This window comes from Pseudomonas kuykendallii (assembly GCF_900106975.1).
GTDB classification, from domain to species: Bacteria; Pseudomonadota; Gammaproteobacteria; order Pseudomonadales; family Pseudomonadaceae; genus Pseudomonas_O; species Pseudomonas_O kuykendallii.
The window spans coordinates 1-23,774 of sequence record NZ_FNNU01000003.1; the positions used below are offsets into that span (position 1 = coordinate 1).

Consider the following 23,774-nt stretch of genomic DNA (forward strand, 5'->3'; position numbering starts at 1 on the left):
AATTGGTGGAGCTAGACGGGATCGAACCGTCGACCTCTTGCATGCCATGCAAGCGCTCTCCCAGCTGAGCTATAGCCCCGTCTCGAGGACGGGGCGCATAGTAGGTGGGGACCTTGGGGCTGTCAACAGTATTTTTGCCGGCTTTGAAAATTTTCCGCCATAAGAACAATTACTTAAAAGCGAAGGTGGCAGAAAGGCGACTGCGACATCCACGCCCGTCAAGCGATCGCCGCGAGCAGCTTCTCCCATTCCTTGGTTTCTTTCTTCGATACCCCGCCCAGCAGCTCCAGCGCCTGGCGCAGGCGGAAGCGGGTCAGGTCCGGGCCGAGGATCTCCATGGCATCGAGCACCGACACCGAACTGGCCTGGCCGGTGATCGCCGGGAACATCAGCGGCATCAGATCGCGCAGCTTGAGCTGCAGCGACTCGGCCACCGCCTGGATGCAGCCGGTGATGCGCTCCTTCTCCCACTGACGCAGCGCTTCGAGCTTCCACAGCACCAGCTGCATGACCTGGCGCACCTGGTCGGCGGACAGCTTCTTGTGCTCGAACAGGCTCGCGTCCAGGTTCAGCCCGCCAGAGAAGAAGAACCCGGCCAGCGGCGCGATCTGGCTCAGGGTTTCCACCCGGCCCTGAACGTGCGGAGCGATCTTCATCAGGTAGTCGGGATTCAGCGCCCACTTCTGCACTTCGGCGGCGAAACGCTCCACCGGCAGTTCGCGCAGCCACTGGCCGTTGAGCCAGGAGAGCTTCTCCAGATCGAAGATCGGCCCACCGAGCGACACGCGGTTGACGTCGAAATGCTCGATCATCTCCGCGAGGGAGAATTTCTCGCGCTCGTCGGGCATAGACCAGCCCATGCGCCCGAGGTAATTGAGCATCGCCTCGGGAAGGAAGCCCATGCGCTCGTAGAAGGTGACCGAGGTCGGGTTCTTGCGCTTGGACAGCTTGCTCTTGTCCGGATTGCGCAGCAGCGGCATGTAGCACAGCGCCGGCTGCTCCCAGCCGAAGTATTCGTAGAGTTTGATCAGCTTGGGCGCCGACGGCAGCCACTCTTCGCCACGCAGCACGTGGGTGATGTTCATCAGGTGGTCGTCGACGACGTTGGCGAGGAAGTACGTCGGCAGGCCATCGGTTTTCATCAGCACCTGCATGTCCATGCGGTCCCATGGAATCTCGACGTTGCCGCGCAGCATGTCCGGCACCACGCAGATGCCTTCGCTGGGCACCTTCATGCGGATCACGTGGGGCTCGCCGGCGGCCAGGCGCCGCTGCACTTCCTCGTCGGAGAGCAGCAGGCCGCGTCCGTCGTAGCGCGGCGTCTCACCGCGCGCGATCTGCTCGGCGCGCATCTGGTCGAGTTCTTCCGGGGTGCAGAAGCAGTAGAAGGCATGGCCCTTCTCGACCAGCTCCAGCGCGTACTTGCGGTAGATCTCGCCGCGCTCGCTCTGCCGGTAGGGACCGTGCGGACCGCCGACGTCCGGACCCTCGTCCCACTCGATGCCGAGCCAGCGCAGGGCGTCGTAGATCTGCTGTTCGGATTCGCGGGTCGAGCGGACCTGGTCGGTGTCCTCGATGCGCAGGATGAACTGGCCGCCGTGCTGGCGCGCGAAACACAGGTTGAACAGGGCGATGTAAGCGGTGCCGACGTGCGGATCGCCAGTGGGCGACGGCGCGATGCGGGTACGGACGGTGGTCATGGCGTCTCTCGAAACGGGGGGCGGAACGGAGGGTCGATCAAAGCCGCGATGTTAACAGGCGGGCGGCGGATGGCTCCAGCAAGCGACCGTTCTCGACCGGCAGGTGGGTCATCAGGAAATCGAGGAAGGCCTTGACCTTCATCGCCTGGAAGCGCCGCGACGGATACAGCGCGTAAAGCTCGCCCATCGGCAGGCGTGCATCCGGCAGCAGCTCGATGAGTTGCCCGGAGCGGACCTCCTCTTCGCACATCATCATCGGCAGCGCCGCGATGCCGGCACCGGCCAGGGCCGCCTCGCGACCGAAGCTGATGTTGTTCGAGGAAAGCACCCGATGGCAGGGGATGTTCTGCCCGAGTATCGGCCAGTAGCGCGGGGAGTCGTGCGGCATCAGGATCGCCCGGTGAGCGGCGAGGTCAGCCTCGTTCTGCGGCGTACCGTTGAGTTCGAGATAGAGCGGGCTGGCACATAGGCGCCGGGGGTTCTCGCAGAGCATCCGCGCGACCAGGCTGGAATCCTGCGGCTGGCCGATGTGGATGACGATGTCGACGCCCTCCTCCACCGGATCGACCTGGCGCGAGGTGAGCTCGACCTCGGCGATGATCTGCGGGTTGTCGCGCATGAAAGCGCCGAGCAGGCGCCCGAGGAACAACTGGCCGAACTCGATCGGCGCGGTGATTCTCAGCAACCCGGACGGATCTTTCTGCAACTGGGTGACCGCCTGCTCGGCCTCGGCGAAGTCCAGCATGATCTGCCGGCAGCGCTCGTAGTAGGCCTGCCCGACTTCGGTCAGCCTCAGCTTGCGGGTGGTGCGGTTGAGCAGGCGAACGCCGAGGCGTTCCTCGAGCAGCGCGATGCGCCGGCTGACGGTGGATTTCTGCATGCCCAGGCTCTGCGCGGCCTGGGTGAAGCTGTGGTATTCGACGACCCGGGTAAAAATCAGCGCATCATCAAGACCCATTATTGTTCCCTATACGCAACAAATTTCGGAAGTGTAGCGGCTATATGCCATTCGGGAACACTGGTAGATTCTTCTCCCCAAATTCCAAGAATCGCCTCGAGCCCCGCCCCATGCCCGCGCAACTCAAACGCCGCCTGTTCGTTTTTCTGCTCCTCGTCGCCCTCGTCGTCGGCGCCTTCTTGGCCCACTGGTGGCTGGTCGGCCGTTTCCACGAACACACCGACAACGCCTACGTTCAAGGCGAAATCACCCGTATTTCCAGCCAGGTGAGCGCGCGCGTGGTGGACGTGCTGGTCGACGACAACCAGCAGGTGCGCAAGGGCGACCTGCTGATTCGCCTGGAGCCGGACGACTTCCAGCTGGCCCTGGAGCGCTCGCGTGCCACACTCGCCACGCGCGAGGCCGAACGTGCGCAAGCGCAGAGCCGGCTGACCCAGCAGGCCAGCCTGATCGCCGCCAGCGAAGCGGACGTCGCCGCCAGCCAGGCGACACTGGGGCGGACGCAGGTCGACCTGTCGCGTGCGCAGGCGCTGCGCAAACCCGGCTATGTCTCCGAGGAGCGCGTCACCACGCTGTCCGCCGACAGCCGCGTGGCACGCTCGCAGATGGCCAAGGCGCAGGCGGACCTCGCCGGGCAACGCCAGCAGGTGGAAGCCCTGAACGCCGACCTCAAGCGCCTCGACGCACAGATCGCCAGCGCCCGCGCCGACCTCGCCCAGGCCGAACTGAACCTCACGCGCACCGAAATCCACGCCCCGGTCTCCGGGCTGGTCGGCCAGCGTAGCGCGCGCGCCGGGCAATACACCCAGGTCGGCAGTCACCTGCTGGCGTTGGTGCCGGACGAGGCGATCTGGGTTCAGGCCAACTTCAAGGAAACCCAGATCGGCAAGATGGCGCCGGGGCAGAAAGCCGAGCTGACCTTCGACAGCTTTCCCGATACGCCCATCGAAGGCCGCCTGCAGAGCCTGTTCGCCGCCTCCGGCGCGCAGTTCAGCCTGCTGCCGCCGGACAACGCCACCGGCAACTTCACCAAGGTGGTGCAGCGTATCCCGGTGAAGATCGCCATTCCCGCCGACAATCCGCTCAAGGGACGCATCCGCCCGGGCATGTCGGTGGAGGTCGACGTCAGCCTCCAGGCCGCCGAATAGCGTGGCCGGCGATCAACTGATCCGGCCGACCGACGAGCCCAGCCGGCGCGACTGGATCGCCGTGATGAGCGCCATGCTCGGCGCCTTCATGGCGGTGCTCGACATCCAGATCACCAACTCCTCGCTCAAGGACATCCAGGGCGCGCTGTCCGCCACCCTGGAGGAAGGCTCGTGGATCTCCACCTCCTACCTGGTGGCGGAAATCATCATGATTCCGCTCACCGCCTGGCTGGTGCAGCTGCTCTCGGCGCGGCGGCTGGCGGTGTGGGTGTCGCTGGGCTTCCTCGCCTCGTCGCTGCTCTGCTCTATGGCCTGGAACCTGGAGAGCATGATCGTCTTCCGCGCACTGCAGGGCTTCACCGGCGGCGCGCTGATCCCGCTGGCGTTCACCCTCACGCTGATCAAGCTGCCCGAACACCACCGCGCCAAGGGCATGGCGCTGTTCGCCATCACCGCCACCTTCGCGCCCTCCATCGGGCCGACGCTGGGCGGCTGGCTGACCGAGAACTGGGGCTGGGAATACATCTTCTACATCAACGTGCCACCTGGCCTGCTGATGATCGCCGGGCTGCTCTACGGGCTGGAGAAGAAGGCGCCGCACTGGGAGCTGCTGAAGACCAGCGACTACGCCGGCATCGTCACCCTGGCGATCGGCCTCGGCTGCCTGCAGGTGTTCCTCGAGGAGGGTCACCGCAAGGACTGGCTGGAGTCCTCGCTGATTGTCGGCCTGGGCTCCACCGCCCTGGTCAGCCTGATCCTGTTCGTCATCCTGCAGGTGTCGCGCCCGCATCCGCTGATCAACCTCGGCATCCTGCGCGAACGCAACTTCGGCCTGACCAGCATCGCCAGCCTCGGCATGGGCCTGGGGCTCTACGGCTCGATCTACCTGCTGCCGCTGTACCTGGCGCAGATCCAGAACTACAACGCGCTGCAGATCGGCGAAGTGATCATGTGGATGGGATTGCCGCAGTTGGTGCTGATTCCCTTCGTGCCCAAACTGATGAAGGTGATCCCGCCGAAGCTGTTGTGCGCCGCCGGTTTCGCCTTGTTCGGGTTCTCCAGCTTCGCCTCGGGCGCCCTCAATCCGGACTTCGCCGGCGACCAGTTCCATCCGATCCAGATCATCCGCGCCCTCGGCCAGCCGATGATCATGGTGACCATCTCGCTGATCGCCACCGCCTACATCCAGCCGCAGGACGCCGGCTCGGCATCCAGCCTGTTCAATATCCTGCGCAACCTCGGCGGTGCGATCGGCATCGCCCTGCTCGCCACGCTGCTGGACAGCCGCACCAAGGTCTACTTCGACTACCTGCGTGAGGCCGTGGTGCCGAGCAACCCGCAGGTCGCCGAACGCCTGAACCTGCTGACCGGACAACTCGGCAACGACACCGCGGCGCTGGGCAAGCTCAACGAGATCGTCCACCAGCAGGCGGCGATCATGGCCTACAACGACGCCTTCCACTGCGTGGGCATCGCGCTGGGCATCAGCATGATCGCGGTGCTGCTGACCCGCGCCCTGCCCAAGGGAATCCAGGGCGGCGGCGGGCATTGAGCCTCGCCAACGCGGGTTGCAACCGCCCTGCGCTTGCACCGACTTCCAGACCATCGCCGTAGGGTGGGCCTCAGCCCACCGAATACGATGTTTGGGTGCAGGCGGTGGGCTGAAGCCCACCCTACACGCTGCTGCGGATCAGACCTGCAGCAGGCGCTCGCGCAGCTTGTGGATCTCGTCGCGCATCTGCGCGGCGGCCTCGAACTCGAGGTCGCGGGCCAACTGCATCATCTTTTCTTCCAGCGTGCGGATGCGCTTGTTGATCTCGCTCGGTGAGCGCAGCTCGTTTTCGTAGCGCGCGCTTTCCTCTGCGGCCTTGGCTTCGCCGCGACGCTTCTTGCTGCGCGATCCCGGCACCGTGGCGCCCTCGAGGATGTCCTGAACGTCCTTGGTCACCCCGCGCGGGACGATGCCGTTGGCTTCGTTGAAGGCGATCTGCTTGTTGCGCCGGCGCTCGGTCTCGTCGATGGCGCGCTGCATCGAGCCGGTGACGTTGTCGGCGTAGAGAATCGCCCGGCCGTTGAGGTTGCGCGCGGCGCGGCCGATGGTCTGGATCAGCGAGCGCTCGGAACGCAGGAAGCCTTCCTTGTCGGCGTCGAGGATCGCCACCAGCGACACCTCGGGCATGTCCAGGCCCTCGCGCAGCAGGTTGATCCCCACCAGCACGTCGAAGGTGCCGATGCGCAGGTCGCGGATGATCTCCACGCGCTCCACGGTATCGATGTCCGAGTGCAGGTAGCGCACCCGCACGCCATGGTCGGCGAGGTAGTCGGTGAGGTCTTCGGCCATCCGCTTGGTCAGGGTGGTGACCAGCACGCGCTCGCCGATGGCGACGTTCTTGGTGATTTCCGAAAGCAGGTCGTCGACCTGGGTGGTCGCCTTGCGGATCTCTATCTGCGGGTCGACCAGCCCGGTCGGCCGCACCACCTGCTCGATCACCCGCCCGGCATGCTCCGCCTCGTAAGGCCCGGGCGTGGCGGAAACGAAGATGGTCTGCGGGCTGATCGCCTCCCACTCGTCGAAGCGCAGCGGCCGGTTGTCCAGCGCCGACGGCAGGCGGAAGCCGTACTCGACCAGGGTTTCCTTGCGCGAACGGTCGCCTTTGTACATGGCGCCGACCTGCGGCACGCTGACGTGGGACTCGTCGATCACCAGCAGCGCGTCGGCCGGCAGGTAGTCGAAAAGAGTCGGCGGCGCCTCGCCAGGACCGCGCCCGGAGAGGTAGCGCGAGTAGTTTTCGATGCCGTTGCAGTAGCCCAGCTCGAGGATCATCTCCAGGTCGAAGCGGGTGCGCTGCTCCAGCCGTTGCGCCTCCACCAGCTTGTGGTTCTCGCGCAGGTAATCCAGGCGCTGCTTGAGCTCGGCCTTGATGTTCTCCACCGCGCCCAGCAGCGTGTCACGCGGCGTGGCGTAGTGGGTCTTGGGGAAGAAGGTGAAGCGCGCCAGCTTGCGGATCACCTCGCCGGTCAGCGGATCGAAGGCCGACAGGTTCTCCACCTCGTCGTCGAACAGCTCGATGCGCACCGCCTCGAGGTCCGATTCCGCCGGGAATACGTCGATCACGTCGCCGCGCACGCGGAAGGTGGCGCGGGCGAAGTCCATCTCGTTGCGCGTGTACTGCAGCTCGGTGAGCCGACGCAGCAGCTCGCGCTGGTCGAGTTTGTCGCCCCGGTCGACGTGCAGGACCATCTTCAGGTAGGTCTCGGGGCTGCCCAGACCGTAGATGCACGACACCGTGGTGACGATGATCGCGTCGGAACGCTGGATCAGCGCCTTGGTCGCAGACAGGCGCATCTGCTCGATGTGGTCGTTGATCGAGGAGTCCTTCTCGATGTAGGTGTCCGACGACGGCACGTAGGCCTCGGGCTGGTAGTAGTCGTAGTAGGAAACGAAGTACTCCACCGCGTTGTTCGGGAAGAACGCCTTGAACTCGCCGTACAGCTGCGCGGCCAGGGTCTTGTTCGGCGCCAGCACCATGGTCGGTCGCTTCACCTGGGCGATCACGTTGGCGATGCTGAACGTCTTGCCGGAGCCGGTCACCCCAAGCAGGGTCTGGTGCGACAGACCGGCCTCGATGCCTTCGACCATCTGTCGGATCGCCTCGGGCTGGTCGCCAGCGGGCTGAAAGCGGGTAACCAGTTGGAACTCGGACATGTGGACCTCGAAGCGGGTGGAAGCGAAACGCGCGAAGGTGACGACGATCACCCTGCAGAGGGAAATTTCCCCGAGAACGGCCGTCGATGATATCGCGGGTAGCGGACTCGGCCGCTATAATACCGCCCCGTTTGCGCCTTCCTCAGCGCCTGACGGCAAGGGGGCGCACCGACTATAGCCCTCTTCCCTTCGAGCTCCCCGACCATGAGTTTGTTCTCCGCTGTAGAAATGGCACCGCGCGACCCGATCCTCGGCCTGAACGAGGCGTTCAACGCGGACACCCGAAGCACCAAGGTCAACCTCGGTGTCGGCGTCTACACCAACGAAGAGGGACGAATTCCGCTGCTGCGCGCCGTCGCCGAAGCGGAGAAGGCCCGCATCGCCGCCCACGCGCCGCGCGGCTACCTGCCGATCGACGGCATCGCCGCCTACGACAAGGCCGTGCAGAAGATGCTCTTCGGCGCCGACTCCGCCCTGTTCGCCGAAGGCCGCGTGGTCACCGCCCAGGCCCTCGGCGGCACCGGCGCGCTGAAGGTCGGCGCCGACTTCATCAAGCGCCTGCTGCCCGACGCCTTGGTGGCGATCAGCGACCCGAGCTGGGAAAACCACCGCGCGCTGTTCGAATCCGCCGGCTTCCCGGTGCAGAACTACCGCTACTACGATGCCGCCAGCCATGGCGTCGACCGCGCCGGTTTGCTCGCCGACCTGAAGGCCCTGCCGGCGCGTTCGGTCGTCGTGCTGCACGCCTGCTGCCACAACCCGACCGGCGTCGACCTGCAGCTGGAAGACTGGAAAGCCGTGCTCGAGGTGCTGCGCGAGCGCGAGCACGTGCCCTTCCTCGACATCGCCTACCAGGGCTTCGGCGACGGCATCGACCAAGACGCCGAAGCCGTGCGCCTGTTCGCCGAGTCCGGCCTGGCGTTCTTCGTCTCCAGCTCCTTCTCGAAATCCTTCTCGCTGTACGGCGAGCGCGTCGGCGCGCTGTCCATCGTCACCGGCACGAAAGACGAAGCCGCACGCGTGCTCTCGCAGCTCAAGCGGGTGATCCGCACCAACTACTCCAACCCGCCGACCCACGGCGCCAGCGTCGTCGCCGCCGTGCTCGACAGCCCCGAGCTGCGCGCGCTGTGGGAAGAGGAACTGGGCGAGATGCGCGAGCGTATCCGCGGCATGCGCGTGGCACTGGTCGATCAGCTGGGTGCCCTGGGCGCCACGCGCGACTTCAGCTTCGTCGCCCGCCAGCGCGGCATGTTTTCCTACTCCGGGTTGACCAGCGAGCAGGTCGAGCGCCTGCGCAGCGAGTTCGGCATCTACGCCGTCGGCACCGGCCGCATCTGCGTCGCTGCCCTCAACCACGGCAACCTCGGCGCCGTGACCCAGGCCATCGCCAAGGTCCTCTGAAGCGTCGCCGGCAGCTTGCGCACGCGCGCAGGCTGCCGACCGACTCAGTCATCGCCCGGCGCTTTGCAGTAGTTGACTTCTTCTTCGTAATCAGTAGGATGCGCGTCGTTATTCCGCGATAGCTCAGTCGGTAGAGCAAATGACTGTTAATCATTGGGTCCCTGGTTCGAGTCCAGGTCGCGGAGCCAAATTCGAAAGCCTCGGTTGTACCGGGGCTTTTTTGTATCCGCCCGGACTCGCACCAGGGACTGCGTCCCCGGTTATTCGCTGACGCTCACCCCTTCGGGGCCGCGCTGAAGCGCGTTCGGCTGACGCCGTCGAGTCCAGGTCGCGGAGCCAAATTCAAAAGCCTCGGTTAATACCGGGGCTTTTTTATTGCCTGAATCTGGACACTCACCAGGGACTGCGTCCCAGGTTATTCGCTGACGCTCACCCCTTCGGGGCCGCGCTTTGCTCCCCTCTCCCATTCATGGGAGAGGGGCCGGGGGTGAGGGCTGCGGAAACACGCGAAGCCCAAGCGAACACCATGGCGCCTCCGACCGCCCAAACGAAAAAAGCCCCGGGCAACACGCCCGGGGCTTTTCCTTTACCACTATCCCTTCACAGCGTGATCCGCGTCCCCAGCACCTCGAGAAACTTCGCCAGCCACGCCGGGTGGGCGGGCCAGGCCGGGGCGCTGACCAGGTTGCCCTGTACGTGAGCCTGGTCCACCGGGATGTCGATGTACTCGCCGCCCGCCAGGCGCACCTCCGGCGCGCAGGCCGGATAGGCGCTGCAGGCGCGGCCTTCGAGCACGCCGGCGGCGGCGAGCAGCTGGGCGCCGTGGCAGACGGCGGCGATCGGCTTCTTCGCGGCATCGAAGGCACGCACCAGTTCCAGCACCTTGGCGTTCAAGCGCAGGTACTCAGGCGCACGGCCACCGGGGATCACCAGCGCGTCGTAATCCTCGGCACGCACGGAGGCGAAATCCGCATTCAGCGCGAACAGGTGACCGGGCTTCTCGCTGTAGGTCTGGTCGCCCTCGAAATCGTGGATCGCGGTGCGCACGGTCTGCCCCGCCTTCTTGTCCGGACAGACCGCGTGGACGCTGTGGCCGACCATGGTCAGCGCCTGGAACGGCACCATGGTCTCGTAATCTTCGACGTAATCGCCGACCAGCATGAGGATCTTCTTGGCAGCCATGAGCACTCTCCTGAGGGTTGAACAGCAGCGCTACCAGCCTAGTTGGCGAACGGCCGATACGCGCGGTTTGGATCATCGAAGCGCGTTCAGCGGCGCCGGTCGAGAAGATTCACCACCAGTCGATCGATCCAGCCCCACAGCCGCTGGTAGAGCCGCTTGAGCAGTGGTCGCGCCCGCCAGTCTTCGAGGGTGATCTCGCGGCTCTCGGCGAAATCGGCGATGAAGCACTCCTCGGCCTCGCGGGTCAGCGTGCGGTCGAAGGTCTCCACATTGGCTTCGAGGTTCCAGCGCAGGTTCCAGTGATCGAAGTTGCATGAACCGACGCTGACCCAGCCGTCCACCAGCACCAGTTTCATGTGCAGGAAACGCGGCTGGTACTCGAAGATGCGCACCCCGGCGCGCAGCAGCCGCGCGTAGTAGCGCTGACCGGCGAAGCGGATCGGCGGATGGTCGGTGTTGCGACTGGTCAGCAGCAGGCGCACATCGACGCCGCGGCGCGCGGCTTTCATCAGCAGGCGGCGGACTTTCCAGGTCGGCAGGAAATACGGGGTCGCCAGCCAGATGCGTTCCCTGGACTGGTTGAGGCTGCGGATCAGCGCGCGGAGGATGTCCCGATGCTGGCGCGCCGCGGCGTAGGCCACGCGGCCCATGCCGTCGCCGAGGCTCGGGCTGGGCGGAATGCGCGCAGGCTGCAGCGGGTCGCTCGGCCACCAGAAGCGGCGCTCGCCGCAGCGGGCCCACTGGTAGGCGAACAAGGCCCGCCAGTCCTGCATCAGCGGGCCTTCGATCTCCACCATCACCTCATGCCAGGGCAGTTCCGCGATGTCCGGGTTCCAGAACTCGTCAGTGGCCCCGGTGCCGCCGACGAACGCCAGGTGCTCGTCCACCAGCAGCAGCTTGCGGTGATCGCGAAACAGGTTGCGCACGCCGCGCTGCCAGCGCAGCGGGTTGTACAGGCGCAGCTCGATGCCGGCCGCCTCGATCTGTGCGCGGGCCGCGCTGCCCAGTTTCAGGCTGCCGAACCCGTCGAACAGGCAGCGCACCCGGACACCGCGCGCCGCCGCGCCGACCAGCGCCTCGATCAGCCGCTGAACGCACACGCCGTCCTCGACCAGATACAGCTCGAGGTCGACACGGGTTTGCGCCGCGGCGATGACCTCGAGCATGCGCGGGAAGAAGACCGGCCCATCGACCAGCAGGGCGAACCGGTTGCCGCCGCGCCAGGGGAATACCGCGCCGTCCTGCATCACGCTGGACGCGCTGCCGCGACGGGACTGGCCGGATTGGAGCGGGAAAACGACGGGCGCATGCAAATTCCTGTTTCGGTGCGCGGTTACACGCAGCGGCCGGAGGTGTGCCGCATCAGGGGTGCCACTGGAAGGTGAGCACCGCGAACACCGGGACTTCCGGGGTGATATCGGGGACCGCGGAAATCTCCTTGAGACGCTGCAGCCCCTCGACCAGATCGAAGTCTACGGCCTTGAGCAGGACCGGTTCCAGCGTGCTGACCTGCATGTTGTGCTCGCCGATGCGGCTGACCAGGACCTCGGCCTTCAGCCGGCGTTCCTGGCCGTGCAGGCTGAGCTTGAATTCGAGGGTGTCGATCTTCGACGCGCCGACCGCGAGCGCTTCCCAGGTCGAAAGGTCGACCTGGCTGCTGACCTGCGCGTCGCTGAACTGGGCGATCTGGAACAGGTCGTTGCGCATGCGTTCGTCCCGCAGCGCCAGACCACTGTCGAGGCCGCTGAACGGCACCATGATGCGCACGCCGCCCTGCGCATCGACCACGCCGGTGAGACCGGTGAAACGCTGCACCTCGGCGCTGTCGCCGCGTTTTACCGAGACGAAGCTGATCCGCGAGTAGTCGGTCTGCAGTTGCCAGTCGGCCATCGCCAACGGGCTGAGGAAGAACGCGAGCAAGAGCGTCAGACAGCGCATGGAACCTCCGCGAGGCGGCCGCCACACCGCCTGCCCAGGTGACGCGACCATCCGTGATTGGTTGATCTCGGCCGCCAGGGCCTGGCACCGGAAACGGCGCCGACAGGCGACGGAACGCCCGGCGCGGGCGCAGCGGCCTGACGTCGAACGCAGGTATAGGCAGGGCAATGCGCCGCGGAGTTCCCCGCTGCCTTTGCATGGCAACGGGAAATCGCGACGATCAACGGAGGGGAATGACGCGAGGTGCGGCGCTTACTTCGGAATGCGGTAGTCGTTCGGGCCCATGAGATCAATGCCGCATTCGAGCTTCTCGATCCAGTCGAGGAACGCGCCGACCATCGCCTTGCCGACGAAGGGCTGGCCGTGCTGCGGAACGATCATTTCCAGGTCCGGAATGCCGCGCACCATCTGCGCCCAGAGCTTGCAGGCCTTGTTGCTGGCCATGTAGCGGCGATGGAATCCTTCCATGTGCGGCACGTGGGCGGCGAAGTCCCGCACCGGGCTGGCGTCGTCGACCATCGAGGCGCCCATGTCGCCGGAGAAGAGGATCTTGCTCACCGGATCGTAGATCTGGAAGTTGCCCACCGAGTGCAGGAAATGCGCCGGCACCGCCTTCAGCAGGCTGCGCCCCAGCGGGATCGCCTGGCCGGCGTCGGGCAGCGCGATGATCCGGTCGTAGGTGGAAATGCCGTGGCTGATGGCCAGGTAGTTGGCCGTCAGGTGCGGCAGGAAGCGCGCCCAGAGCTTGGAGCAGATCACCTTGGCGCGGGTGTGCAGCAGCCACTTGTCCAGCGAGGCGATGATGTCCGGGTCCTGGTGCGAGGCGAAGATGTAGGTGAGTTCCTGCAGATCGATGCGCTTGGAGAGTTCCAGCGACAGCGGCGTGTAGGTCAGATCGCCGCCCGGATCGAGCAGCAGGTACTGTTCGTGATCGGTGATCAGGAACTGGTTGGACTGGACGCCGTCTCCCGTGACGAGATCGTCGAACATCATGCATTGGTGGGTGCCGTTGTCGAACAGCACGATGGGTTCGCGTCGCATGGAAACCTCGTCGTAGAGTGCGCCGCGACCTTAACCGGCGTGACGCTTTGCCCCACTGACTTGTGTCAAGCCGCGTGCCACGGGGCTTTCGACGCCGGGACTCAAGCGACGAAAACGCCTCGTGTCGGGTCGACCGCATGCGGCAAGTTCTGAATCACCGTTCGTAAGCCTGACTTAATCTTGCGCGCAAAATAATAGCAGTCTGCCATCACGCCCTGTAGTCTGTGCCCATGCGCTGGGGCATTACGCCCGTCCGGAGCCGCACGTCCCACGGAAGGGGAATCGCACCACTACCCCCGAATCGGATGAAGTCACCGATGACACGTCGCAACCTGGCACTCCTGCTGGCATTCGCCAGCTTCAGCACCGTCGTATCGGCAGGCGGTCTGGTGGCGGGCGCGCTCAACATCGGCATCACCCTGCAGGCCAGCTGTGAAGTCGGCGCCCGGGTCACGAAGGACGGTTACCAGGTGCAAAACCACGACTGCGCGGGCGCCAGCCGTTTTCGCGTGATGCAGCAGGTGGGCAGCAACCGCAGCGCCTTCGATCTGCTGCCCCGATCCACCCTCACCCTCGCGGCCGACAAGACGCCGACCGTCGTCACCCTCTACTGGTAGCGCGCCGGCTCAGTAGCTGACCGTCAACACCACGTTATCGATGTAGGTTCCCACGGGCACGTTGGCCTGGGTCGGGTCGATGATCGCCTTGAATTCGAAGCTCTGGCTGCTGCCCGTTCCCACCGCGGGAAACGGCGCCGCGGTATTCACCACGGTGACGCCGTCCGGCCGGTAGATGTTGTAGCGCAGACGGTTCGCCCCGCTGGCCAGTTGTCGCCACGGCGCCTGGTAGTTCTGGCCGTTGCCGAAGCCCAGGGTGAAGCCTTCGGTGTTGGTACAGCGGACCACCACGGTCTGGGTGCGCTGGGCGAACTGCGATACCAGCGCCTGGGCGCCGAAGTCCACCGCCGCCAGCGTGCTGAGCTGGCAGGCCTTGGTGACGACCAGCTTGACGCTGATCTGGGCCAGCGCGCCGGTTCCCCAGTTGGTCGGCGTGCAGTTGAGTACGCAGGCCGTTCCGGTTGGCTGGACCACTCCGGGACTGGTGTCCCAGGTGCAAAGGTTGAGCACGCCGGACGGGCAGATCGCCCAGTACCAGCGCACCGAGACGGTCCCGGTGTAAGTGCCGGCCGGCACGTTGGCGCCGAGCTGGGTGCGCGCATAGAGCGGCACGCTGATACCCGATCCACCGATGGCCAGGAGGTTGGTGGCGCCGAGGGTGAGGGTCTGCCCGGCGAGCATGGCCTGGGTGTAGCCGCTGTCGGAGTACAGATTGAAGGGCACGCTGCCACCCTGGTCGCCGGTCAGCACCAGCGTGTTGCTGAGCAGGGTGACGCGCAGGTAGGCACCGGTCACCAGTTGCAGCGACCCGCTGCAGGTCAGCCCGCCCGCCCCCGCTGCCTGGGAGGTAGTGGTCGGCAGGGTTAGCGAACTGGTGGTTCCCAGGTTGATGTCCGAGGTCGTGGTGTTGCAGGCCGTGGCCTGTTGCAGCGTCAGGCCCATCAGCAGAAGGATCGACAGCAGCAAGCGGCAAGGGGGGGGAACTCTGTTCATGGCGCTCCGGTGGTTCGATGACAGGTCAGGGGGCCGATCTGCGCCATTTCGGCGATGTGCGGGTCGATGTCGAAACGGGCGCGGCACTGGCCAGCCTCGGGGGTCCGTACGTCCAGCTCGTTGTGCGCGGCGAGGTTCTCGAAGTAGGCCACGCCGTCCCAGCCCACCTGGCTTCTCCCGGTGCCGCCGACCAGCGTGGCCACCGCGCCCTGGGGCAGGAACGCACCGCTCTCGTCGACCAGCACGACGCTGGCGGAAAACTGCTGGCGCAGTGCGAAGGCGAGCAACGCGCCACTGCCCTCGCCCACCGCGATGAACCGCTGGGTTTCGCCGGCGACCACGTTGCTCGGCAGGTTCAGCAGATCCACCTCGTACTGGCCGCGGTAGTACGACGGCACCCAGGGCACCAGCAGATGGCCGTTGCGGTCGGTCTCGCCGATCAGCTGGTGCTCGAAGGTCACTGGCACGCCCGGGTAGCCGTCGGTGCTGACCAGCACGAAGGCATCGTCGACCCGGTTGGTGGCGAACAGGCCGCCGTCCATCGCCACCAGCGATCCGCTGGCGTCGCCCCAATGGGTCATCTCGCCGGCATCGCTGTAGGCGCCGCCCTGCAGCTGTACGCTCTGGTTGCGCCAGGTGAAGTCGGCCTGGGTGTATTCGCTGTCGCCGCTGCCGTAGCTGAGGTTCATTCCCAGGCCGCCTTCGCTGGGGGCGTTGCGGCTGTAGTTGACCCGCTGCGAATAGCGCCCGCTGCGACTGCGGTCGGTGCTGGCGCTGAGGGTCGAGAGCATGTCGAAGGGCACCACCACCTGCGCCTGGGCGGCGTAGCCGTCCTCGTCCAGCACGCGATTGAGCGATACGTAGAAGCTGATGTTCCTCCACAGCGTGCGCGACCAGGACAGGTTGATCAGCCGGGTGCTGTTGCCGTCCTGCGCCAGGTTGGCGAAGTAGCCGATGCCGACCGAGCCGAGCCCCGACGGGCTGAAGGTCAGGGTCACCTGGTCGCTGCGCTTGAGCAGGAAGTTGTCCAGCGGACGCGCGTCCAGCGCCTCGACCACGCTCAGGTCGGCGAAGCCGCGGGTGCGTTCGATGCGCTGCGCCGAGACGCCGAACAGGCGCGAGAAATAGCTGTAGCCGAGGCTGTACTGCTGGCCGCTGTCGGTGTAGTGGCTCTGGCTGAACGAGGAAGTGACGCTGCCGAAGGTGCCGACCGAGAAGGTGCTGCCGATGCCGGTCAGCCGGAAGCCGCTGGCGGCTTCCGCGTGGCTTTCCAGGGTGATCCGGTCGTTGAGGCCGTAGCGGAAGGTGCCGCTGCCGGCATAGCGACCGTAGGAGAAGTTCTCCAGTCCGTAGTTCTGCCGCAGCCGACCGAGGGACAGCGAATAGTCGGTCAGGCCCTTCTGCAGCAGGGTGTTGGTGACGTAGAACGGCACCGTGGTCGCCACCTGGCGTCCCAGCGCGTCGGTGGTCACCACGGTGGCCTGACCGGCGCCGCTGATCACCGGCGCGCTGTTGAAGGTGAACGGCCCCGGCTTGAGGGTCTCGCTGCTGACCCGGGTATTGTCGATGAACAGGTCGACGGTGCTCGGCACCGAAGCGTCCCCGGAGAAGCGCGGCATCGGATAGGTGATCAGGTCCGGACGCAGGGCGAAGTTGCGCGACAGCTGTACGCCGCCCAGGCGCACCGCGCTGTTCCAGGTCAGCGCACCGCTGACCACGTCGCCCGCGGCATAGCTGAGCAGGCGTTGCTGATCGTTGAAGCGCCAGTAGCTGTCGTAGCGGTAGTAACCGTCGAGATCGCCGACACCGCCGAAGCTGCGCCGATAGACGCCGCTGTTGGAGAACACGCCCTTTTCGCCGAACACCCGCTGCTCGGTGAAGGCGCTGGCCAGCGCACTGCCGCCGTCGGTATTGCTGTAATAGACGTCGTAGTTGAACAGCGCGCCAAGCGAGGTGACGGCCTCGATCCGGTCGCCGCCATTGGCCACGCCGATCTGCTGGCGCGGCAGCCATTCGATCGGCACGTCCAGCCTGAGCTGCTGCATTTCCTGTTCGTAGGTGCTGCGCACACCGGCGAGGCTGTCCAGCTCGACGGGGTCGGCGCCCTCGGCATCGAGCTTGAGGCCGGCGGCGATCAGGTCACGCCGCGCCACGAGGTAGTGCTCCCCGACGGCCTGCACCTCGATGATCTGCCCGGTCGGCAGCTCGTTGAGCACCAGCTCGAGGAACAGCTGCATCGGTTCCTCGTCCGCCGACGCAGCCGTGCCGGCGATGCACAGGCACAGCAGCAGCGATCGACGACACGCCCGCAAAGCACTCCATATCCGCCCCCGCACGCTGGCCCTTCCCGCTACTGAGCACCGATGGTCTGCGGATCGCTGCGCTCGTTCACCCGTGCCTCGAGGGTGAACGCGCCGGGCTGCACGCCCTCCGGCATCACCCAGCGCATGTCGGCGCCGGGCAGCACGTAACCGAGCAGCCCCTCGGCAACCGGCACCGCCTTGCCGCCCTGGACCAGGCGAACCTCGGACAGCCGCGCGTGAACGCTGCCGGCGTTGTGCAGACGTAACCAGCGGCGGCCACCCTCGCTCTCCACGCGATAGCTCAGGGCCACAGCGGCCGCCTTGTCATCGGCGATGGCGGCGCCGTCCTTCGGCGCGGCCAGGCCGGCGCCGTAGACGAACAGGGGCACCGAGTAACGCATCTGGAACTGCACGCCGGCCTTGTCGCCCTGGGGGCCGTCTTCCGGGATCAGCTCGTCCACCAGCACGCGGTACGCCTGCTCGACGCCCGGCGGCGCGGGCTGCCGGCGAATGAGCCGGATCAACTGACGCTTGCCCGGCTCAACGCTGATGATCGGCGGACTCGCGACGACGCCCTGCTGCGCGCCGAGCTGGTCGGCGAAACTCTGCTGCTTCCAGTCGAGTACGCGCGTCTGCAGCTTCACCGACGCGTCCCCACGGTTTTCCAGCCACAGCGCGACACCGCTGCCCTCGCCCTCGATGACCGGGTTGATCGGCCAGATTAGCACCGAGGTGGCGGCCTGCGCGCTGCCCAGCAGACCGGCGAAACCCAGCACGCCGAGCAGGCGGCGGAAGATACGGAAATGACGGGAGGAACGGGCATCGGGCATGGGAAGGTTCGTTCTCAGTAGGTGACAGTCACGGTCACGACGTCGGAATAGAGACCGGCCGAAGGTAACGGGCTGCTGGCGAACAGACGTGCGTACACCGGCAGGGACAGCGTGCCGCCGGCGGGAAAGGTCATGCTCAACGGCGTCCCGCTGTTCTGGTCGCCCCACACCGTGGCGTACGAGGCGTCTTGATATAACTGATAGCGTAGTCGCTCACTGCCTTTAGCCATGTAGCGCGCACCCGAGGCCGCATTCGCTCCGCTGTTCAGCGAGATGGTCAGCGCGGTGCCGGGTGTGCATTGCAGCTGGATCGAGCCACCGCTGACGGTGCTCGCCACCTTGACGTCGGCGCCCAGGCTGGCCAGCTGGCCGAAGTCGATGCTGCCGAAACTGGTGGCGTCGGTGCTGCCGCCACCGAGCACGCAGCCGGCCTGCACCGAGGCGCTGAGCTGAAAGCTGGCGGTGAGGGTCAGCTCGTTGCTGCCGGTATCGGCCGACACCACGCCAGGCATGCCCGCCAGGGCCGCCGGCAGGCAGGCCAGGCACAGGCGTGCGCGAAACCCCAGGCGGTATTTCACCAACTGATCGTCACGGTCAGGGTGTCGGTATAGACGCCGGCCAGCGGCACGGCCTGCGCCGGGACGCGCCCGTACACCGGCAGCCACTGGTCCTGGCCGTTGCCGGTGCGGCTGACGCCGGCGCTGTCGTTCCACACGGTGGTGAAGGTGGCGTCGGTGTAGAGGTTGTAGCCGAGGGTCTTCGCACCGGGGCCGGTCATCCTGCGATTGGCCACCGAGCCGGAACCGCCGGCGCTGATCAGCACGCGGTACGGCGTGTTGTTCAGGCAATTGACGCGCAATGCGCCGGAACCGGCCTGGCCGACCATGCTGACCGCCGAGTCCAGGGTCAGGTAGGTGCCAAAATTGAGGGTACCGAAGGAGATCGTTCCCGAGACGCTGCTTCCTGCCGTGCAGGCGGGCAGCAGGGTGGCCTGCACGCCGAGGGTGGCGGTCTTGCTGGCGGCGTGGCTCGCGTAGGAGCCGCCGAGCAGCGCCGCGAAGAGCGCGGCGCGCAGCAAGAAGTGCCAGGCCATGGTCGAGTGCTCCGCAGGCGGGCGTGGAATTACCAGGCGACCGTGACTTGTACGGTGTCCAGGTAGGTGCCCGGCGACGGGGTGGTCTGCGCCGGAACGCGACCGTAGACGACCAGCTCGCTGTTGTTGCCGGTGCCGACGCCGGCCAGCGTGGTGCCGCCGTTGCTCCCGTTGCCCCAGGCCTGGCTGCGGCTGGTGTCCTGGTAAAGCTCGTAGTTCACGAACTCGCCGTTGTGCTGCATACGGCGCTGGTTGCCGCTGGCGTTCTGGCCGGAGTCGAGGGCGACGCTGTAGGCGGTGCCCTGGCTGCACTTGACGCCGAAGGAGCTGCCACCGCCCGAGCCGACCGAGCGACCGTTGACGATGTTGGCGAGGTCGGCGTAGCTGCCGAAGGTCAGGTTGCCGAAGGCGTTGTTGGAACCGTCATTGGTACCGTTGGTGACGGTGCAACCGCTACCGACGGTGATCTGCACATTCATCTGGCCTTGCAGGGAGCCTGCGGCGAGGGCGGAACCGGCAGAGAGGGAGGCAATTACGAGGGCGGCGCCGGCGATGATTTTCTTGGACAGCATCTTCATTCTCCTTGGCGTACCTGGAGAGAGGTAGGTTCACGAGGCGCTGCCCATCAGCTGCGATGCACGTCGTTGTGTCGGTACGCTTGGGGTGAATTTTATTGACGCCGGTCAACCGCCGAAATTGGGTAAACCCCTACGAGCCCCCTAAGGCCGCGCCCTAAGGGTCCTAAGGTGGCGCTTTGCCAGCCTTCTGCTCAGGCGTTCGCCAGGGCCTTTTCCAGGCGTCTGGCGCGGGCCTTGGCGGCCAGATCGAGCAACCCCGCGTCCCGCTGCCAGAGGGCGGACCACAGGGAAGGCCCCGCCGCGAAGGCTGCATCGAGTTCGCCGCGCAGGGCATCCATCTGCGCGAAAAGGCCGGCGAGCAGGAGGTGCGTCGCCGAGGCGCGCGCGCACAACCGTCCGACTTCGGCGCAACCGGCGAGCAGTGCCAGCAAACGCAGGCGCAACGCCTGCGGCCAGTCGCATTCCATGCCGACGCCGTAGACCCAGGCCAGCACCGCACTCAGCACATGGATGTCTTCGAGGGTGCGGAACGGCTTCGTGTAGTCGTCCCAGCCATCGCCGGCCAGGCGTTGGCACTGCGCGCCCTGCAGGTGCAGCCGGCCATGGGCGATGTCGGGCATCAGTGGCAGCGCCGGCAGTTTTTCCACGCGCACGCCGGGTGCGCCGTTGCGCACCACGCACAGCGCCAGTCGCGGGGACGCGCCCGGCGCTTCGTCGCGCGCGGCGACCAGCAGCCAGTCGGCGGCATCGGCGGCGGTGACGAAATCCTTGCGCCCGTCCAGCAGCAAACCGTCCAGGCGCGTCTGCATGTCCGCCGGCCGGGTGCTGCGCTGCTCGGTCACGCACAGCGCGCCGAGGCTGGCCGGCGCCGATGGCCAGAGCACGCGAAGCGCAGCCTGGTAGCCACCGAGAAACGCCAGCCCGGGCGTCGCCGCCAAGCGTCCGGCGAGCATCGCCAGCTCCATCGGCGAGCCTTCGCCCGCCCGCTGCAGCAGGGCGTCGTACCAGTCGTCCAGGGCCAGGTCGGCGGGCAGCCGATCGAGCGAACCAAGCAGGGGCTGCCAGGGCATAGCGATGTCCTCGGTGGGCGTCATGCAAGTGTCACCGAACCGTCATCCGGTCGACACCACGGGTACCTAGCCTGAGCTTGCCCAACATTACCGACCGGCCGCAACCCGCTGCCCCCGGAGGCTTGCCATGACGCAACTCGCCCTTGAACGCGAAACCCGCCACGCCCGTCGCCTGCAAGCCGAACGCCTGGTCGGCCGGCGAGCCCTGCAGGAGGCGCAGTCGCTGCGCTTTCGGGTATTCAGCGCCGAGTTCGACGCGCAACTGGACGGCGCCGACGCCGGCCTGGACAGCGACGAGTTCGACCGGCACTGCAGCCACATCGGCGTGCGCGACCTGCAAAGCGGCGAGCTGGTCGCCACCACCCGGCTGCTCGACCACCGTGCCGCCGCCCGCCTGGGGCGCTTCTACAGCGAGAAGGAATTCAAGCTGCACGGTCTGGACGGCCTGCAAGGTCCGCTGCTGGAAATCGGCCGCACCTGCGTCGATCCGCGCTACCGCAACGGCGGCACCATCGCCGTGCTCTGGAGCGAGCTGGCCGAAGTGCTGAACGAAGGTGACTACCGCTACCTGATGGGCTGCGCGAGCATCTCCCTGCGCGACGGCGGCATCCAGGCCCAGGCGGTGATGCAGCGCTTGCGCGAACGCCATCTGAGCACCGAACACCTGCGCGCCGAGCCGACCAAGCCGCTGCCGCGGCTGGAGCTGCCGGACAACCTGATCGTCGAGATGCCGCCGCTGCTCAAGGCCTACATGCGCCTGGGTGCCAAGGTCTGCGGTGAACCCTGCTGGGACCCGGACTTCCAGAGCGCCGACGTTTTCGTCCTGCTCAAGCGCGACGAGCTGTGCCCGCGCTACGCCCGTCACTTCAAGGCGGCCGTCTGATGCGGGCCGCCCTGCGCTTCGCCCGGCTGTTCGCCGTGCTGGGCCTCGGCGCGGCGCTCGGCGGGCTGGTGGCCCTGCTCTGCGCCCTTACCCGACGCGAGTTGCTGCCGCTGCGCCAGCGTCTGACACGGCGGTTCCTCGCCCACCTGGGGCGCGCGCTGCCGTTTCGCCTGCGCATCGAGGGCGCGCCGCCGCGGCAGCCGATGCTGTGGGTCAGCAACCACGTTTCCTGGGCCGACATCCCGCTGATCGGCGGATTGGCGCCGCTGTCCTTCCTGTCCAAGTCCGACGTGCGCCACTGGCCACTCGCCGGCTGGCTGGCGCAGCAGGCCGGCACCCTGTTCATTCGCCGTGGAGCCGGCGACAGCGGCGCGCTGAGCCAGTCGATGGCGCACCGGCTGCGGCGTGGCCTGCCGGTGCTGGTTTTCCCCGAGGGCACCAGCAGCGACGGCGCCAGCGTGCGGCACTTCCACGGGCGCATGCTCGGCGCCGCCATCGAGGCCCAACGGCCGCTGCAACCGCTGGCGATCAGCTACCTGCGCGACGGTGAGCGCGATCCGCTGGCGCCCTTCGTCGGCGACGACGAGCTGGTGAGGCACCTGCGTCGCCTGTTCGCCGGCGAGATCGCCGAGGTGCGCATCCAGTTCCTCGAACCCATCGCCAGCCTGGGCCGCAGCCGCTCGCAACTGGCCGACCAGGCGCGCGCCTGCATCGAACGCGCGCTCTACGGGGAATCCGAGGCTGCACGGGCCGCCTGAGCCGGCGCCAGCAAAAAGCCCCTGGACGATCACTCGGCCAGGGGCTTTTTCATTCATGGTCGCTTAGCTGCGCGGTGGCACGCAGAGGATGTCACAGTCGAGCCCGCGCAGAAGCTCCACCGCGACGCTGCCGTGCATGTGGTTGTCCGAGGTTTCCCGCCCGGGCGTGCCGATCGCCAGCAACTGCGGCTGAACCTCCAGCGGCAGGCGGCTTACGATCGCCAGCGGTTCCTCCCCGGCCACCAGCAACTGGTAGTCGTCGAACTCGACATGCTGGCCGCGGAAGAACTGGCGCAACGCCTGGCGCGCCTGCGCCTCGGCGCCCTCGCCCGGCACGAAGGCATGCAGCACCATCGGATGCAGCGCCTCCAGCAGCCCCAGCGCGCGCGTCGTGCGCAGCACGTCCGCCGAGCGCGGCGACAGGTCGAGTGCCAGCAGCAACCGTTCGTAGGGCGCATTCGCGCTGCCGACCCGCAGTACCGGGATCGGGCTGCTGCGAATCACCCGCTCGCTGGTACTGCCGAGGAACAGCTGCCGCAGTGCCAGGCGACGGTGCGTGCCCACCAGCAACACCTCGGCGGACAACCCGCGGGCGACCTCGATGATGGTTTCCTCGACATTGCCACTGGCGACCATTACGCGCGGCCACTGGCCGGCGACCTCGGCCAGTTTCTCCGCCTTGGCCAGCAGCAGGTCGTTGACCTGGCTGACCACCCGTTCGACCAGCACCGACGGCACGTCGTCGTCGACCACATGCAGAATCGTCCATTCGCAGCCGAAGCGGCCCGCCAGCTGCGCGGCGCGCAGCAGCGCACGGTCCGAGCGGCTGGATAGGTCCGTTGCCACCACCAATCTGTCCATGTGTTTCCTCTGTGCCTGCCTGGGTCGAGCGGCTTATTCGACCCGAGTGCCCGCGCGGGGCCGTTGATACAGGTCAGCGAAGAAAGTCGCGCTGCGGCGGGCAGGATTCAGGTGGAGGTTTGTCGCACGAAGCCGAGCAGTTCGGGGTAGAACTGCCGGAAATCGTCGCTCAACGGCTCGTACAGGTCGCTCAGCAGCGGCAGCGTGCCGGCCAGCAACTCGGGACGCGACAGGCGCCGGCTCATGCCCTGGATCACCTGGCCGAGCACGGCGAACTCGCGGTAGCTGCCGAGCCAGTCCTGCGCGGCCATGCGCGGGGCGACATAAGCCAGGCGCTCGGGCAGCGCCGGCTCCCCGGCGAGCACCCGATAGACGTGCGCGGTGAAGGCATCCAGAGGCTGCTCGGCGTAATTCGGCCAGTCACGCGCCAGGCAGTGGTCGAAGAACAGGTCGAGCAGCACACCGGCGATGCGTCGGTGTTGCAGCGGGAAGCGCTGCTTGGCCTGGCGCACCAGCGGGTGACTGTCGGTATAGGCATCGATGCGCCGATGCAGGCGGATCGATGTTTCGATGGGTTCGGGGAAGCGCCCTTCCAGCGGTCCTTTGACGAAGTCGCCGTAGAGGCTGCCGAGAAGCTGCGCCGGCTGCTCGCCGCCGAGGTGAAGGTGTGCGAGGTAATTCATCGGCCCAGTGTGCGACGCACGCTACCGGCTG

At 66.7% G+C, this 23,774-nt stretch carries 22 protein-coding genes and 2 tRNA genes; 7 read left to right on the top strand and 17 right to left on the bottom strand.

Going from position 1 to position 23,774, the window contains the following annotated elements:
- Nucleotides 1-3 precede the first annotated feature (3 nt).
- The 3 genes from BLV15_RS10045 to BLV15_RS10055 all read right to left on the bottom strand — a co-directional run bounded on the left by BLV15_RS10045 (nt 4) and on the right by BLV15_RS10055 (nt 2,658).
- A tRNA-Ala gene (locus tag BLV15_RS10045) sits at nt 4-79 on the bottom strand.
- 139 nt (nt 80-218) lie between these two features.
- The gene (gltX, locus tag BLV15_RS10050) at nt 219-1,700 is read right to left on the bottom strand and encodes a glutamate--tRNA ligase (protein WP_090227469.1); all 1,482 of its coding nucleotides are present in this window, start codon (nt 1,698-1,700) and stop codon (nt 219-221) included.
- Nucleotides 1,701-1,737: 37 nt separating this feature from the next.
- A complete protein-coding gene (locus tag BLV15_RS10055) occupies nt 1,738-2,658 on the bottom strand; it encodes a LysR family transcriptional regulator (RefSeq protein ID WP_090227471.1) in 921 nt (306 codons plus the stop codon).
- Nucleotides 2,659-2,768: 110 nt separating this feature from the next.
- Here BLV15_RS10055 and BLV15_RS10060 point away from each other — a divergent pair, with 110 nt between their 5' ends.
- A complete protein-coding gene (locus BLV15_RS10060) occupies nt 2,769-3,806 on the top strand; it encodes an HlyD family secretion protein (RefSeq protein WP_090227473.1) in 1,038 nt (345 codons plus the stop codon).
- Nucleotide 3,807: 1 nt separating this feature from the next.
- The gene (locus BLV15_RS10065; RefSeq protein ID WP_090227475.1) at nt 3,808-5,358 is read left to right on the top strand and encodes an MDR family MFS transporter; all 1,551 of its coding nucleotides are present in this window, start codon (nt 3,808-3,810) and stop codon (nt 5,356-5,358) included.
- A 138-nt stretch (nt 5,359-5,496) separates the two neighbouring features.
- Here BLV15_RS10065 and uvrB read toward each other — a convergent pair whose 3' ends face one another.
- Nucleotides 5,497-7,512, bottom strand: coding sequence for an excinuclease ABC subunit UvrB (uvrB, locus tag BLV15_RS10070; protein ID WP_090229012.1), 2,016 nt, complete (start codon nt 7,510-7,512; stop codon nt 5,497-5,499).
- Nucleotides 7,513-7,716: 204 nt separating this feature from the next.
- On the opposite strand from uvrB, the gene BLV15_RS10075 reads away from it, so the two are divergent.
- Both BLV15_RS10075 and BLV15_RS10080 read left to right on the top strand, forming a co-directional pair.
- On the top strand, nt 7,717-8,913 hold the full coding sequence (locus tag BLV15_RS10075; protein ID WP_090227478.1) for an amino acid aminotransferase: 1,197 nt from the start codon (nt 7,717-7,719) through the stop codon (nt 8,911-8,913).
- Between the two features lie 112 nt (nt 8,914-9,025).
- Nucleotides 9,026-9,101, top strand: a tRNA-Asn gene (locus BLV15_RS10080).
- A 412-nt stretch (nt 9,102-9,513) separates the two neighbouring features.
- Here the strand turns inward: BLV15_RS10080 and BLV15_RS10085 are convergent.
- The 4 genes from BLV15_RS10085 to BLV15_RS10100 all read right to left on the bottom strand — a co-directional run bounded on the left by BLV15_RS10085 (nt 9,514) and on the right by BLV15_RS10100 (nt 13,074).
- A complete protein-coding gene (locus BLV15_RS10085) occupies nt 9,514-10,095 on the bottom strand; it encodes a DJ-1/PfpI family protein (RefSeq protein WP_090227481.1) in 582 nt (193 codons plus the stop codon).
- Between the two features lie 86 nt (nt 10,096-10,181).
- Complete coding sequence (locus BLV15_RS10090) at nt 10,182-11,342, bottom strand: phospholipase D-like domain-containing protein (protein WP_090229014.1); 1,161 nt, start codon at nt 11,340-11,342, stop codon at nt 10,182-10,184.
- 115 nt (nt 11,343-11,457) lie between these two features.
- Nucleotides 11,458-12,033: a YceI family protein gene (locus BLV15_RS10095; RefSeq protein ID WP_090227483.1), complete on the bottom strand. Its 576-nt coding sequence runs from the start codon at nt 12,031-12,033 to the stop codon at nt 11,458-11,460.
- A gap of 252 nt (nt 12,034-12,285) precedes the next feature.
- Complete coding sequence (locus BLV15_RS10100; RefSeq protein WP_090227485.1) at nt 12,286-13,074, bottom strand: oxygen-binding di-iron domain-containing protein; 789 nt, start codon at nt 13,072-13,074, stop codon at nt 12,286-12,288.
- Between the two features lie 317 nt (nt 13,075-13,391).
- Here BLV15_RS10100 and BLV15_RS10105 point away from each other — a divergent pair, with 317 nt between their 5' ends.
- Nucleotides 13,392-13,691: a hypothetical protein gene (locus tag BLV15_RS10105; protein WP_090227488.1), complete on the top strand. Its 300-nt coding sequence runs from the start codon at nt 13,392-13,394 to the stop codon at nt 13,689-13,691.
- 9 nt (nt 13,692-13,700) lie between these two features.
- On the opposite strand, the gene BLV15_RS10110 is transcribed toward BLV15_RS10105, so the two are convergent.
- The 7 genes from BLV15_RS10110 to BLV15_RS10140 form a co-directional block, all read right to left on the bottom strand.
- On the bottom strand, nt 13,701-14,684 hold the full coding sequence (locus BLV15_RS10110; protein ID WP_175534338.1) for a Csu type fimbrial protein: 984 nt from the start codon (nt 14,682-14,684) through the stop codon (nt 13,701-13,703).
- Nucleotides 14,681-16,921, bottom strand: a complete 2,241-nt coding sequence (locus BLV15_RS10115; RefSeq protein ID WP_090227493.1) for a fimbria/pilus outer membrane usher protein — start codon at nt 16,919-16,921, stop codon at nt 14,681-14,683. Before BLV15_RS10115 ends, BLV15_RS10110 begins: the two co-directional genes overlap by 4 nt.
- Nucleotides 16,922-17,034: 113 nt before the next feature.
- Nucleotides 17,035-17,817: a fimbrial biogenesis chaperone gene (locus BLV15_RS10120; protein WP_090227495.1), complete on the bottom strand. Its 783-nt coding sequence runs from the start codon at nt 17,815-17,817 to the stop codon at nt 17,035-17,037.
- A 14-nt stretch (nt 17,818-17,831) separates the two neighbouring features.
- Entirely contained in the window at nt 17,832-18,395 is a 564-nt protein-coding gene (locus BLV15_RS10125) for a Csu type fimbrial protein (protein WP_245728167.1), read from the bottom strand.
- On the bottom strand, nt 18,392-18,910 hold the full coding sequence (locus BLV15_RS10130; protein ID WP_090227498.1) for a Csu type fimbrial protein: 519 nt from the start codon (nt 18,908-18,910) through the stop codon (nt 18,392-18,394). The genes BLV15_RS10125 and BLV15_RS10130 overlap by 4 nt, the downstream gene beginning before the upstream one ends.
- Nucleotides 18,911-18,939: 29 nt before the next feature.
- Nucleotides 18,940-19,482: a Csu type fimbrial protein gene (locus tag BLV15_RS10135; protein WP_090227500.1), complete on the bottom strand. Its 543-nt coding sequence runs from the start codon at nt 19,480-19,482 to the stop codon at nt 18,940-18,942.
- Between the two features lie 197 nt (nt 19,483-19,679).
- Nucleotides 19,680-20,558, bottom strand: coding sequence for an acyl-CoA dehydrogenase family protein (locus tag BLV15_RS10140; protein WP_090227503.1), 879 nt, complete (start codon nt 20,556-20,558; stop codon nt 19,680-19,682).
- A gap of 127 nt (nt 20,559-20,685) precedes the next feature.
- Between BLV15_RS10140 and olsB the strand changes: the two genes are divergently transcribed.
- Nucleotides 20,686-21,441: an L-ornithine N(alpha)-acyltransferase gene (gene olsB, locus BLV15_RS10145; RefSeq protein WP_090227505.1), complete on the top strand. Its 756-nt coding sequence runs from the start codon at nt 20,686-20,688 to the stop codon at nt 21,439-21,441.
- Nucleotides 21,441-22,199, top strand: coding sequence for a lysophospholipid acyltransferase family protein (locus BLV15_RS10150; RefSeq protein ID WP_090227508.1), 759 nt, complete (start codon nt 21,441-21,443; stop codon nt 22,197-22,199). The genes olsB and BLV15_RS10150 overlap by 1 nt, the downstream gene beginning before the upstream one ends.
- Before the next feature lie 63 nt (nt 22,200-22,262).
- Here the strand turns inward: BLV15_RS10150 and BLV15_RS10155 are convergent, their stop codons facing one another.
- Nucleotides 22,263-23,060: a universal stress protein gene (locus tag BLV15_RS10155; protein ID WP_090227510.1), complete on the bottom strand. Its 798-nt coding sequence runs from the start codon at nt 23,058-23,060 to the stop codon at nt 22,263-22,265.
- 107 nt (nt 23,061-23,167) lie between these two features.
- Nucleotides 23,168-23,743 carry an acyl carrier protein phosphodiesterase gene (locus BLV15_RS10160; protein ID WP_090227513.1) on the bottom strand — a complete coding sequence of 192 codons (576 nt, stop codon included), beginning with the start codon at nt 23,741-23,743 and terminating at the stop codon, nt 23,168-23,170.
- Nucleotides 23,744-23,774: the final 31 nt, after the last annotated feature.

What these genes read in the sequence shown, in the direction of transcription:
- BLV15_RS10150 (WP_090227508.1), top strand. Translation starts at nt 21,441, where the DNA reads ATGCGGGCCGCCCTGCGCTTCGCCCGGCTGTTCGCCGTGCTGGGCCTC.
- gltX (WP_090227469.1), bottom strand. Translation starts at nt 1,700, where the DNA reads ATGACCACCGTCCGTACCCGCATCGCGCCGTCGCCCACTGGCGATCCG.
- BLV15_RS10100 (WP_090227485.1), bottom strand. Translation starts at nt 13,074, where the DNA reads ATGCGACGCGAACCCATCGTGCTGTTCGACAACGGCACCCACCAATGC.
- BLV15_RS10115 (WP_090227493.1), bottom strand. Translation starts at nt 16,921, where the DNA reads ATGCAGCTGTTCCTCGAGCTGGTGCTCAACGAGCTGCCGACCGGGCAG.
- uvrB (WP_090229012.1), bottom strand. Translation starts at nt 7,512, where the DNA reads ATGTCCGAGTTCCAACTGGTTACCCGCTTTCAGCCCGCTGGCGACCAG.
- BLV15_RS10130 (WP_090227498.1), bottom strand. Translation starts at nt 18,910, where the DNA reads ATGGCCTGGCACTTCTTGCTGCGCGCCGCGCTCTTCGCGGCGCTGCTC.
- BLV15_RS10055 (WP_090227471.1), bottom strand. Translation starts at nt 2,658, where the DNA reads ATGGGTCTTGATGATGCGCTGATTTTTACCCGGGTCGTCGAATACCAC.
- BLV15_RS10155 (WP_090227510.1), bottom strand. Translation starts at nt 23,060, where the DNA reads ATGGACAGATTGGTGGTGGCAACGGACCTATCCAGCCGCTCGGACCGT.
- BLV15_RS10140 (WP_090227503.1), bottom strand. Translation starts at nt 20,558, where the DNA reads ATGCCCTGGCAGCCCCTGCTTGGTTCGCTCGATCGGCTGCCCGCCGAC.
- BLV15_RS10090 (WP_090229014.1), bottom strand. Translation starts at nt 11,342, where the DNA reads ATGCAGGACGGCGCGGTATTCCCCTGGCGCGGCGGCAACCGGTTCGCC.
- BLV15_RS10160 (WP_090227513.1), bottom strand. Translation starts at nt 23,743, where the DNA reads ATGAATTACCTCGCACACCTTCACCTCGGCGGCGAGCAGCCGGCGCAG.
- BLV15_RS10060 (WP_090227473.1), top strand. Translation starts at nt 2,769, where the DNA reads ATGCCCGCGCAACTCAAACGCCGCCTGTTCGTTTTTCTGCTCCTCGTC.
- BLV15_RS10075 (WP_090227478.1), top strand. Translation starts at nt 7,717, where the DNA reads ATGAGTTTGTTCTCCGCTGTAGAAATGGCACCGCGCGACCCGATCCTC.
- BLV15_RS10085 (WP_090227481.1), bottom strand. Translation starts at nt 10,095, where the DNA reads ATGGCTGCCAAGAAGATCCTCATGCTGGTCGGCGATTACGTCGAAGAT.
- BLV15_RS10135 (WP_090227500.1), bottom strand. Translation starts at nt 19,482, where the DNA reads ATGCTGTCCAAGAAAATCATCGCCGGCGCCGCCCTCGTAATTGCCTCC.
- BLV15_RS10110 (WP_175534338.1), bottom strand. Translation starts at nt 14,684, where the DNA reads ATGAACAGAGTTCCCCCCCCTTGCCGCTTGCTGCTGTCGATCCTTCTG.
- BLV15_RS10095 (WP_090227483.1), bottom strand. Translation starts at nt 12,033, where the DNA reads ATGCGCTGTCTGACGCTCTTGCTCGCGTTCTTCCTCAGCCCGTTGGCG.
- BLV15_RS10105 (WP_090227488.1), top strand. Translation starts at nt 13,392, where the DNA reads ATGACACGTCGCAACCTGGCACTCCTGCTGGCATTCGCCAGCTTCAGC.
- olsB (WP_090227505.1), top strand. Translation starts at nt 20,686, where the DNA reads ATGACGCAACTCGCCCTTGAACGCGAAACCCGCCACGCCCGTCGCCTG.
- BLV15_RS10120 (WP_090227495.1), bottom strand. Translation starts at nt 17,817, where the DNA reads ATGCCCGATGCCCGTTCCTCCCGTCATTTCCGTATCTTCCGCCGCCTG.